Source organism: Gemmatimonas sp., assembly GCF_036405635.1.
Taxonomy (GTDB): Bacteria; Gemmatimonadota; Gemmatimonadetes; order Gemmatimonadales; family Gemmatimonadaceae; genus Gemmatimonas.
Genome location: NZ_DASWXE010000232.1, coordinates 1 through 11,546 on the forward strand (window position 1 = coordinate 1; position 11,546 = coordinate 11,546).

At 65.0% G+C, this 11,546-nt stretch carries 7 protein-coding genes, 1 tRNA gene and 1 pseudogene; 1 reads left to right on the forward strand and 8 read right to left on the reverse strand.

Annotated elements, in window-relative coordinates; genetic code table 11:
- Positions 1–132: 132 nt before the first annotated feature.
- The 3 genes from VGE27_RS18160 to typA all read right to left on the reverse strand — a co-directional run bounded on the left by VGE27_RS18160 (position 133) and on the right by typA (position 2,736).
- Positions 133–206 (reverse strand) — tRNA-Ile (locus VGE27_RS18160).
- A 136-nt stretch (positions 207–342) separates the two neighbouring features.
- Positions 343–651 (reverse strand): hypothetical protein, encoded by a 309-nt coding sequence (locus VGE27_RS18165; protein WP_331051096.1) that lies wholly within the window; start codon positions 649–651, stop codon positions 343–345.
- A gap of 243 nt (positions 652–894) precedes the next feature.
- Positions 895–2,736, reverse strand: a complete 1,842-nt coding sequence (gene typA / locus VGE27_RS18170; RefSeq protein ID WP_331051097.1) for a translational GTPase TypA — start codon at positions 2,734–2,736, stop codon at positions 895–897.
- Positions 2,737–2,936: 200 nt separating this feature from the next.
- Between typA and VGE27_RS18175 the strand changes: the two genes are divergently transcribed.
- Positions 2,937–3,152, forward strand: coding sequence for a hypothetical protein (locus VGE27_RS18175; RefSeq protein ID WP_331051098.1), 216 nt, complete (start codon positions 2,937–2,939; stop codon positions 3,150–3,152).
- A gap of 103 nt (positions 3,153–3,255) precedes the next feature.
- On the opposite strand, the gene pdxA is transcribed toward VGE27_RS18175, so the two are convergent.
- The 5 genes and pseudogenes from pdxA to VGE27_RS18200 form a co-directional block, all read right to left on the reverse strand.
- The gene (gene pdxA / locus VGE27_RS18180) at positions 3,256–4,188 is read right to left on the reverse strand and encodes a 4-hydroxythreonine-4-phosphate dehydrogenase PdxA (protein ID WP_331051099.1); all 933 of its coding nucleotides are present in this window, start codon (positions 4,186–4,188) and stop codon (positions 3,256–3,258) included.
- Between the two features lies 1 nt (position 4,189).
- Entirely contained in the window at positions 4,190–5,593 is a 1,404-nt protein-coding gene (locus VGE27_RS18185) for a peptidylprolyl isomerase (RefSeq protein WP_331051100.1), read from the reverse strand.
- 38 nt (positions 5,594–5,631) lie between these two features.
- The gene (locus VGE27_RS18190) at positions 5,632–7,041 is read right to left on the reverse strand and encodes a peptidylprolyl isomerase (protein ID WP_331051101.1); all 1,410 of its coding nucleotides are present in this window, start codon (positions 7,039–7,041) and stop codon (positions 5,632–5,634) included.
- Positions 7,042–7,108: 67 nt separating this feature from the next.
- Entirely contained in the window at positions 7,109–10,420 is a 3,312-nt protein-coding gene (gene mfd, locus VGE27_RS18195; protein ID WP_331051102.1) for a transcription-repair coupling factor, read from the reverse strand.
- A gap of 78 nt (positions 10,421–10,498) precedes the next feature.
- A pseudogene (locus VGE27_RS18200) lies at positions 10,499–11,546 on the reverse strand (hypothetical protein); the annotation flags it as partial.

Sequence of the window (11,546 nt, forward strand, 5' to 3'; positions counted from 1 at the left end):
GAAGAAGCGATTTCGCCGGACGAACAGGAGCGCATTTCCGGAGCAATCCGGAGCAAACGGCAAACGGCGTTGCCGAAGCAACGCCGTCGCCGTACCACAGAAACCACGGAGGAATAATGACTTACCCTTCAGTGGGCCTGAGAGGAGTTGAACCTCTGACCTCACGCTTATCAGGCGTGCGCTCTAACCACCTGAGCTACAGGCCCGGAGGAACGCAACGACTCGCAAGCGAGTTCGTCACGTCGATCCACCAGAGCCGCATAATGTATCGCCGACTCATCCTTCCGACAAGGGCACCCTGGTCAGGGTACCCACTGCCGGATTTCCTGCACCCTCAACCACTCAGGCGTCGGGATCGTCTTCGTCGCCGTAACCGCCGTCGTAATCATCGAAGTCTTCGTCATCCTCGTCGTCTTCGTCGTCCTCGTCATCATCATCGAGGTCTTCGTCGTCGTCGAGGTCATCGAGGTCATCGTCGTCGAGATCATCATCGTCGTCGAAATCGACGTCTTCTTCGTCGTCGCCTTCTTCGTCGTCGAAACCTTCGTCATCGAAATCCTCATCGTCGCCATCTGCCGCAAGCGCGAACACCGATGGCAACACCTTCTCTTCGAGCGCGTCCAGCGACGACGACCCGAACAACTCCAACATGGGACGATTCTCCTGCGAGTGTGAAGAAAGAATTGGGCGAACCGACCGGGAGTATCGGCAGGGGAACTCCGGTCCGCAACCCGAAATGACGCACAGGCAACCGGATCGACGCCCGCGATGCCTGTGATACGGATGTGCGCGGGAAATGTTCAGACTCTTCCGCACTTCCCGCAATGGTCCGTGCCTGCAGCCCGGACGGCGCGCCGTCCGGGCATTCTCATCCGTGTGTGATCGGTGTACGGATCAGGCCGAAGCGCGATCCCGCTCGCGCTTCACTTCACGGGTGACACGCTTGCGATCGCTGGCCGCAAGCATACGCTTGCGCAGACGGATGCTCTGCGGGGTCACCTCGATGAGCTCATCGTCCTCGATGTACTCCAGCGCACTTTCCAGCGTCAGCTGGCGGGGCGGCTCGAGCACGATCGCTTCGTCAGCGCCCTTCGAGCGCATGTTCGTGAGCTTCTTTTCCTTCGTGGGATTCACGTCCATGTCTCCCGGACGCGAGTTCTCGCCCACCAGCATGCCTTCGTACACGGAATCACCCGGGCTCACGAAGAGTGTGGAGCGGTCCTGCAGGTTGAACAACGCGAAGGCGATGATCGTCCCCGCTTCCATCGACACCAGCACGCCGCGCGAACGTCCCGCGAGCGAGCCCGCCCACGCCCCATACTCCAGGAAGCGATGGTGCATGATGCCGGTGCCGCGCGTATCCGTCAGGAATTCGCTGCGGAAGCCGAACAATCCACGAGCCGGAATGCGGTACAGCAATCGCACCAGACCCTGCCCCGGATTCTTCATCTCGATCATCTCGGCCTTGCGGGGGCCAAGCTTCTCGATGACCACGCCCATGTAGTCTTCGGGCACGTCGATCGAGAGTTCCTCGAACGGCTCGAGCTTCTGGCCGTTCTCGTCGACACGCGTGATAACACGCGGGCGGGAGACCTGGAACTCGAAGCCTTCGCGGCGCATCGTCTCCATGAGAATGGAGAGGTGCAATTCACCGCGTCCCGACACGCTCCACGCGTCGGTGGTATCGCTGTCTTCCACCTTCAGCGCGACGTTCCGTTCGAGCTCCTTGTACAGGCGCTCACGAATCTGCCGCGACGTCACGAACTTGCCTTCCTTGCCCGCGAACGGTGAGTTGTTCACGACAAAGTCGACACTGATCGTGGGCTCTTCCACGCTGATGCCTTCCAGCGCCACCGGCGTGGACGGATCGGTCAGCGTGTTGCCGATGTCGACATTCTCGAAGCCGGCCAGCTGCACGATTTCGCCGGCCGATGCCGTCGGGATTTCGACTTTGTCGAGGCCTTCGTAGCCATACAGCTTCGTCACGCGGCCACGCACCGGCGCCTTGCTGGCGTCGGTGGTCACGAGGGTGATCGCATCGCCCATGTTCACGGTGCCACGCTCGATGCGGCCGATCGCGATGCGGCCCAGATAAGCCGAATAGTCGATGGTCGACACGAGCATCTGGAACGGACCTTCCGCATCACTCGGTGGCGGCGGCACGGTCTTCACGATGGTGTCGTACAGCGGCACGAAGTCCACGGCCTCGACATCCATGTCGAGCGTGGAGATGCCCTGCTTGGCGCTGCAATACACCACCGGCGACTCGAGCTGCTCTTCGCTGGCTTCGAGCTCGATGAACAGCGACAGCACTTCATCGTGCACGCGCAGCGGGTCGGCACCCGGGCGGTCGATCTTGTTGATCACGATGATCGGCGTGCGGCCAAGCTCCAGCGCCTTGCGCAGCACGAAGCGCGTCTGCGGCATCGGACCATCGAACGCGTCGACGACGAGCAGCACACCGTCCACCATGCGCAGAATGCGCTCCACCTCGCCACCAAAGTCGGCGTGCCCCGGCGTGTCCACGATGTTGATCTTCGTGTCCTTCCACCGGATCGAGGTGTTCTTGGCGAGAATCGTGATCCCCCGCTCCTTTTCGAGCGGATTCGAATCCATCACGCGCTCTTCGACGACCTGGTTTTCCCGGAAGGCACCAGCCTGACGGAGCATCTTGTCGACGAGGGTCGTCTTCCCGTGGTCGACGTGCGCGATGATGGCGACGTTGCGAATTTCCATAGCCTCAAAAGCTAGCTAGCCCCCGGAGTCTGATACAACGGGGGAGACGTGATCCGGACGAGTTCGACACGGAATTCCGGGCAGTCCGTGACCCCAGAAACAGTCCGACGTCCCGATCCCACCTGCCACCGCCCCGGTTCAGCTTGCCCAGCCCCCCGTCCGGGCGTACCGTGAACAGACACCCCTTGCTGGAGGGACCGATGCACGATGAGCAGCAGAACAGCACGGCCGGCGGGAAGAGGAGCGCACAGGGCAGCCAACAGGGCTCGCCCGGCAAAACATCCTCGGCGTACCCGCTCGGTCGTGGCTACGGCCACGACTACATGCGTGGCGGCGAAGTCTTCGGAGGCTACGGCTACAGCGCTCGTCCGGAATACGAGCAAACCCGTGGCGAACGTTCAAAAGAGAGCTCCTGAGGGCGTCCCCCTCAGGTCCTCTCACCACCAGAACTTGCACATCCCTTGAGGATGCAGCGGGCTGGCGCACCACTTCGTGCCAGCCCGCTGTCGCGTCCCGGGGTCAGCGCGCCGCGCCGCTCCGGCGCCGGAGCACCAGCTCCACCGCCATTTCCATCGCGCGCACCAGACTCTCGGCGCTGGCGATCCCCTGCCCGGCAATGTCCAAAGCCGTGCCGTGATCCGGTGAGGTGCGCACGAACGGCAAACCCAGCGTGACGTTCACCGCACTGCCGAAGCTCGCCACCTTGATCGCCGTCATGCCCACATCGTGATACGGCGCGATGACGGCATCGAACTCTCCCCGCAGCGCGCGCACGAATACGGTGTCGGCGGACAGCGGACCGGCCAGTCCGAGTTCCCTGGCGAGCGGCGCCAGCAACTCGTCGTCCTCGTGGCCAAAACGGCCATGGTCACCGGCGTGGGGATTGAGTGCACACAACGCAATGCGCGGTGCCGTGATGCCCAGATCCTGGCGCAGACCGGACGTCGTGGCCTGCACGGCCTGACGGACCGCATCAGCGGTCAGGGCGTCGGGTACGTCGCGCAGCGCGATGTGGGTGGTGGCCAGCACCACTCGCAGCCGATCCGAGGCCAGCATCATGGTGGTGGGCACGCCGGCCAGCGCCGCCAGCATCTCCGTGTGACCCGGATAGTCATAGCCGCCGGCCTTGAGAGCCGCCTTGTCCAACGGTGCGGTGACCATGCCGTCCAGCGTGCCGTCAAGCGCCAGTCGAGTCGCTCGCTCCACGGCGAGCCCCGCCATCCGTCCACCGGCGGCGAGATCGCGCCCGGCGTCACCAGATGGCCGCCAGGGCCCAAGATCCACGTGCACCGGCACACCGGCTTCCGACGGCCCGATCACCTGCCAGAAGGCGCCCAGCGCCTCCACGCGGGAGTCACTGAGCGCCTTGCCAACGATCTCGGGTCCGATACCGCGTGGGTCGCCGAGGGTGATGCCGAGGGTGACGCCGGTCCGGTCGTCAACCGTTCTCACGTCAGGGTTCGCCCGTCCGATCGGGAGCGTACCGCACGGACACATAGGTCTGCTGCTTCAGCGAGTCGATCAGGCGGCGCATCTTCTTTTCACCGGCCAGGTGCTCACGAATACGTGTCCGCGCTTCCGACGGCGTCATCTCGCCGCCCTCGTCCAACATCGTGACCTGCGCGATGATGAACTTGTTCGCACCAGCGGCCGGATCAGGGATGGCAAACGGTCCGATGATGTCGTTCAGCTTCGTCCCTTCGAGTGCGTTGCGATACGCCTCGGGCAGCTCGCTGCGCGGGTACTCGGGAATGGTCTTTTCCTCACCGCCCGACTCGTCGTGGAACTTGACGCTCAGCGAGTCGTAGCTGCCGCCCTTGCGCCACGCACCAGCGACCGAATCAGCCAGCACCTTCGTGCGCGCTTCGTCGGCCGAGTCAACGGCGGGACGGATGAGGATGTGCCGGGCCTTCACTTCGGCCGGCTGCACCCGGTCGACGCGGATGATGTGATACCCAAAGCCCGTTTCCACCACGGGGCTGATCGTACCGGGGTTGAGCGCGAACATCATGCGATCGAACTCGGGCACCATCCGGCCGCGACGATTCCAGCCGAGATCACCGCCCAGCTCCTTGGTGCCGTCCATCGACTCGCGCTTGGCGATGTTCTCGAAATCCTCGGGGTGCTTGTCGAGCTCCGTGCGCAGGGAATCGATCTTGAAACGCGCGCGCTTCTTGGCTGCTTCGGACGGCTTGGTGGCCACCACGATCTGACGCATGCCCACGCGCGCCTCCTTGCGGGGCAGCTGAGCCTTGGCTTCGTCGTAGGCCTCGTTGATCTCGGCCTCCGTGACGTTGACCGCCGTCACCTTTCCGTCGCGCTGAAGCTTCTGCATGACTTCCTGCTGCAGCTTGCTCCGACGGGCGGCGTCGATTTGCATCTTGCGCCACTCTTCGACCGTACCGAAGCCGTTTTCACGTAGCGCTGAACGGAACTCGGCGTCCGTCGAGAAGTTACCGCGCGCCTGCTTTTCACGGCCGTCGACCTGCGACTGCAGGTCGAGATCGTTGATTTCGATCTTCTCGATCTTGGCCTTCTGCACCAGCAATTCGGCTTCGATGAGTTGCTGGAGCGCGTCCTGCTCGAGCCTCGCGAGATCCTTGGCGCTCTCGATCTTCGCCCCTTGGGCGCGCGCCGAGTTGACCGAGGCCATCACCTCCGACACCAGGATCACCTGATCCCCCACGATGGCGGCGATGCCGTCCACCGGGATGGTCTTGGACGTGTCCGCCGGTGCCACCGGGGCAGCTGGCTTCGCCGCCTTGGTGACCGTGGTGTCCTGGGCGTGGGAACGCGATACCGGCGCCGCGAAGATCGCGACGCCGGCGAGCATGGAGAACAGCGGAGAACGATTCATGCCAATTGGTACCCGATCAGCGGACCGGGGTTCAGGGCTTACTTCTTGGTGGTGTCGGGCGGGACGACCGGCGCAGCACCAGTCGGCGCCGCCTGAGCCTTGCTCGAGTCAGCCGACGACCGGATGGTCTTCGCCTTCTCGATCACCTTGTCGAGACCGGCCTCGTTGATCGAGAACGAGTACTTGGTCTGCACGGCATGGGCGAGCGGATACGACACTTCGACGAACGGCACTTCGTTCTTCACCAGGCGGTTGAAGAAGGAATCGACGCGAGCGGCAGCGACCTTCGGCTTGCTGGTGTTGGCGCTGTCGGTGAGCTTCGACGGCTCAACGCCCAGACCGGCCCACACGCGCGGCACGTCGGACTTGAAGTTCATGAACAGCACCTGCAGCTCGCTCGTATCGGCCTGCGACTTGGCACTGTCGGCCTGCTTGAGCACGAGCTCATTGCGCACGATCTGCTTCACGAACTTGTCGACCAGCGTGTCCGGCGCGGCCACCAGCTGCGGACGGATCTGCGCCTGCGGCGGGTAGGCCATCACCCACTGCGCAAAGCGCGACGCGCTGAGCGAACCACCCTTGTAGCTGGCGAGCGCTCCGTTGTCCTTGATGTAGCCGAGCGGGTTCTTGGCGATGGCCTTGGCCTTCACCGGCGCGCTGGCTTCGATCTTCACGTTGTTCGACGTTTCGAGCTTCGCGAGATAGGTGCTCTCGGCGATGGCCACATTCCGCTGCTTCGCGATCGGGGCGAACTTCTCGGCCACTTCCGCATACGGCGTGCGGTAGATGATGTGGAAGCCGAAGGACGTCTGGCAGACTTCCTTGGAAATCTCGCCCGGCTGCAGCAGGAGCAGGCACTTCTCGAACTCCGGCACCATCATGCCGCGGCCGAACATATCGAGGTTGCCACCACGTTCCTTTGCGCCCGGCTCGTCGCTCTTGGCGGCGAGGGTCGCAAAGTTGGCCGGCGTGGCTTCAGCCAGAATGCCTTCCGCCTTCTTCTTGGCCGCGCCGATCTGCTCGGGCGAAGCGTTCGGGTCGGTCTTCACCAGGATGTGACGCGCCGCGAGGGCTTCACCGTTCTGGTAGCGCTGCTCGTCCGGGCCCGGCGAGATCGAATCCCAACCCTTGGAGACGTTCTCGTAGAACTTCTTGACGCGGATGTTGTCGATCTGCGACCAGAGCGCTTCCTGCATGACCTTCGCGTCGCTCAGCGAATCATTGTTCGCGGCGGCAAGGCCGACGAGCTGATAGTTGACCCAGAGCTCCGCGATGTTGCGCGCCACGTCCTTCTCGAGCGGCGCCTGCGACTGCGCGAGGATCTCCGCGAGCCGCGTCGACGAGAGCTCTTGGTCGCCGGCCTTGGCCGCTACGTCGGGGTTGGACGCCGCGCCACAGGCGACGGCGAACGCGACGAGCGCAAGAACGGACAAACGGGACGATTTCATCAGGTGAACTCCGGCAACGGAGAGAATGGGAGAAGTGAGACCCGAATGGCGGGTAGGATGGTTGCCATCAGGGAACCAAGGCCCGCAGGGCGCGAATCAGCCCTTCGAGCATTTCGGCTCCCCCAAGTCGGGTCAGCTTCAGCGCAAGTGGTTGAGTGCGACGGACATCCACCTGGAACTGCACCTCGTGGAATGCCGCCGACAACCCCTTGAGCCGCGGAACTGCGTCAGCCCTGAAAGTAATACGCGCCTCGGATGCCCGCACAAGCACCCCGTCCACGCCCAGCATGGCGCCCAGCACACGCAGCATGGCGCTGCCGAAGAGCGCGTCGACCGATCCGGGGAGCGCGCCGAACCGGTCGCGCACCTCGCGTTTGAGCCCCTCGATGGCCGCCGGGTCCCGCATGGCCGTCAGGCGACGGTACACGTCCAGCTTGGCCTCCTGCGAACCGATGTAGTCGTCCGGCAGGTAGGACGGGAAATCGAGGTTCACGTCGGCAGGGATCCACGGCTTCTGCCCGCCACCGTCGGCCAGCAGGCGCACCGTTTCGTCGAGCAGGCGCAGGTACAGATCGAAGCCCACCGAGTGCACGAAGCCCGACTGCTCGGGACCCAGCAGATTGCCCGCGCCACGCAGTTCGAGGTCCTTGAGCGCCACCCGGTACCCGGCCCCGAGCTCCGTATGGTGCTCGAGCACCGCCAGACGGCGTTCCGCGTCTTCGTCCACCCGGTCCGGCACGAGCAGAAAACAATACGCCCGGCGGTGGGAGCGACCCACGCGGCCACGTAGCTGATAGAGCTGGGCGAGCCCTAAGTGATCGGCGCGGTTCACGAACATCGTGTTGGCGTTGGGCACGTCGAGACCACTTTCCACGATGAGGGTGGACACGAGGATGTCCACCTCACCCTCCACGAACTGGCGCATCACTTTCTCCAGTTCGCGCTCCTTCATCTGGCCATGCCCCACGGCCACGCTGGCCCGCGGCACAATGCGCCGCAGGTGATCGGCGATGGCTTCGATGGTCTCGATGCGATTGTGCACAAAGAACACCTGCCCACCACGATCGAGTTCGCGCGAGATGGCCTCTTCAATGAGCGCATCATCGAACGGCTCGACGAACGTGAGCACCGGAGAGCGGTCCCGCGGCGGCGTCTGCATCAGCGTGAGATCGCGCAGGCCGGCCAGCGACTGGTGCAGCGTGCGCGGAATCGGCGTAGCCGTGAGCGTCAACACGTCGGTGCTGAGCTTGAGCTGCTTGAGGCGCTCCTTGTGCTTCACACCAAAACGGTGCTCTTCGTCGACGATGATGAGCCCCAGATCGGCAAACGACACATCGGGACTCAACAACCGGTGCGTGCCGATGATGATGTCGACCTGCTTCTTCTTGAGCTTCTCCACCACGACGGCCTGCTGGCTGGCCGTCTGGAAGCGACTCATGACTTCCACCGTCACCGGGAAGTCGGCCAGGCGATCCCCAAAATTGCGCGCGTGCTGCTCGGCGAGAATCGTCGTCGGTACCAGCACTGCCACCTGCCTGCCGCCCTGCACCGCCTTGAACGCGGCACGAATGGCGATTTCGGTCTTGCCGTAGCCCACGTCGCCCACGAGCAGGCGGTCCATGGGACGCTCGCCCTCGAGGTCACGCTTCACGTCCTCGGTGGCCTTGCGCTGGTCGGGCGTGTCCTCGAACAGGAAGGAGCTTTCGAGCTGGCGCTGCCACGCGCCGTCCGCTCCGTGCGGGGGGCGGGTGGTGACCTTGCGACGCGCGTACAGCTCCAGCAGTTCCTGCGTCATCTCGAGGATGGCCATGCGCGTCTTTTCGCGCTGCGCCTTCCACTTGTTGCCACCCAGTTTGTGCAGGCGAGGCGCCGGCGCGTCTTCGCTCACATCGTGCGCACTGCGATAGCGCTCGATCTGATCGATACGATACAGCGGCACGTTCAGTCGATCGCCGCCTTCGTATTCGATGACCGCGCTCTCGATGGTGCTTTCGCGGACGAAGATCTTCTCAATGCCGCGATAGATGCCGATGCCGTGCTCGAGATGCACGACATAGTCTCCAGGCTTGAGCGCGCCGAGCGTGTCGAGTGACGCTCCGGTGCTGTAGCGCCGCGTGCGACGCAGACGTCGTTCACGGCGGAAAATCTCGTGGTCGGTGAGGACACGCACCACGTTGGGCACGACAAACCCGCCGCCGAGCACACCAATGGCCAACGCCGCCGCGACCGGCCCGTCCTCGCCCAACAACTCGTCGAGACGCTCAGCCTGCCCCGCGTTGTCGCACAGGATGACCGTGTTGAGACCATCGCGCTGCAGCCGGCGCAGCACGCGCAGGTCACGCGAGATGGTCTCCGGATGCCGCACCGGAAACGCGATGTCCGGCTCCGGCCCCACCGGCTGCAGATCCTTGCTGTTGGCACTGGCCGCCTTCTGCGGCGGCGGATTGATGCGCAACGTGCCGAACCGCGCCAGCGTGCTGGCCATCTCGGGCGGTGGCACGAACAGCAGGTCGCGGTGGGTGTAGTCCTCACCACGCCGCAGCGCGAGCTCGATATGGTGCGCAGCCTCATCCCACGTGCGCACCAGCTCGGGCAACACACTGCTTCCCGATGGCATCACCACGATGGAGTCCGACGGCCAGAGCGCCGGCAGGGCCACACGTTCGTCGTCGCCCTCGGCCGTCTGCACACGACCATCCACCGGCAGAATGAGCGCCACATCGGCATCACGCGTGCTGCGCTGCGTGTTGAGATCGAAGTGCCGCAGCTCGATGATATCGTCGCCCCAGAACTCCAGGCGCACCGGTTCAGCCATGCCGAACGAGTAGATGTCGAAGATGCCGCCGCGCACCGAGAACTGCGCCACGTCTTCCACCATCGGCACACGCTCGAAACCAATGGACTCGAGATGGGTCGCGAGATCGGAGAGGCGGCGCTGGTCGCCTTTGCGCAGTTCGAGTCGCGCGCCACTCAGCGCCCGCGGCAGCGCCGTACGTTCGAGTACGGCGCGTGACGTGGTGAGCAGGATGCGCACGGCACTGCGTCCGAGCTTTTCCAGCGTTTCCACGCGCTCGCCGGCCACTTCCGCGTGCGGCTCCACTTCGCCGAACCCTTCCCGCGGCGGATAGAGCGCCACCGGCACGTCATCGACCAGCGACTGCAGGTCGGCGAGCCAGCGTTCGGCGTCACCCAACTGGTCGGCGATAACCACCACCAGGCGCTGCGGCAACGCGCGCGCGAGGCCGGCGATCAGCACGGCATCCGACGAACCGGCCAGCCCGCCAATGCGCAGCGATGCGCCCGCGCCGGGCAACGCCTTGAGCATCCGATCGAACGCCGGCAGGCCGGCGATCGCGTCAATCAACCGCGGTAGTCCCATCACCCACTCATCGAGAAGTCCGAAGCATCGCTTGCCGGGTCAACCGGCCCGCTTTCCCGCGCGGGCCAGTGCCGAAAGCTAGCGACCGCTCAGCCACGCCTCGGCAATCAATGCGAGCAGCGCCAGCGCCACCAGCGGCAACAACAGCGCCTGTCCCTCGGCCAGCGCAAACACGGTGCGCTGCCAGCCCGCACTCGTCGCCTCGGCGCGCAGATCGGCGCCCTTCGCGAGCGAAGCGATCAGGGTCTCGCCGGCCTTGCCCGACGTGTCGGCGGCCGTGAGCTCGGATTCGGAGGGCTCGGCATTCACCACCAACGCCCCCACTCGCGCGGCCTGTCGTCGCAGGAAATAGACCCCCGACTGCGCCGGCACCGTGACACGGTCGCCGGAGGTGGGGATGAGTGAGCCATCGGGGCGCTCGAGCGCCGTCACATCGCGCACACCCGTGATGACGGACCCGGGCACGGCCGTGATGAGCCGTCCATCGTCACCGAGACGGCGGGCCAGCGCCTCGAGCACCCAGGGCACAAAGGCAGCCTTGAGCGGCAGGTCGGTGGCGTCCGTGTCGAGTGGAGAGCCGAGGAGCACGTAGCCGTCGCCGGCCACCACCCACGGCGTGCCACCGGCGGTAGCGATGGTATCCACGCCAGCCGCCGCCGTCGTGCTGGTCGCAGCCGGTGCGCCAGCATCGGCCGCAGCACCAGGCGAATACACCAGCGGGAAGCGCCAACGCACCGCAGTGCCTTCGAACGCGAGCGCGGTCGGACTGGTGGAATCGGTGACTCCGCCGCGAGCCGGCACACGCGCCACCACCATGCCCCGCGCGATGGCGCCAAAGCGCCACGGAATGCCCAGTCGCGCGAGTTGGCGGTTGGCACCACCGACCTGCAGTGGGTCGGCCGGGGCGGTGAGCAGCACCGGCTTGCGGGTGCCGTCGGCTTCGGCGCTGGAGACGGTCTCAACGCGCGGGTCGCTCTCGCTGCCGCGGGCCAGCCGTCCTTCGTCCACCAGCGTGCCCAGGGCGGCGGAGAGGAACGGACCGCCCTGCGTACGAATGGCCACCGTTGGAGGCGGGGCGACACGCACCGCAAACCAGCGCGTGTCATCGGCGCGGAGTTCGTCGGCA

Coding starts and splice junctions, on each gene's coding strand:
- typA (WP_331051097.1), bottom strand. CDS start 2,736: ATGGAAATTCGCAACGTCGCCATCATCGCGCACGTCGACCACGGGAAG.
- mfd (WP_331051102.1), bottom strand. CDS start 10,420: ATGGGACTACCGCGGTTGATTGACGCGATCGCCGGCCTGCCGGCGTTC.
- VGE27_RS18185 (WP_331051100.1), bottom strand. CDS start 5,593: ATGAATCGTTCTCCGCTGTTCTCCATGCTCGCCGGCGTCGCGATCTTC.
- VGE27_RS18175 (WP_331051098.1), top strand. CDS start 2,937: ATGCACGATGAGCAGCAGAACAGCACGGCCGGCGGGAAGAGGAGCGCA.
- VGE27_RS18190 (WP_331051101.1), bottom strand. CDS start 7,041: ATGAAATCGTCCCGTTTGTCCGTTCTTGCGCTCGTCGCGTTCGCCGTC.
- VGE27_RS18165 (WP_331051096.1), bottom strand. CDS start 651: ATGTTGGAGTTGTTCGGGTCGTCGTCGCTGGACGCGCTCGAAGAGAAG.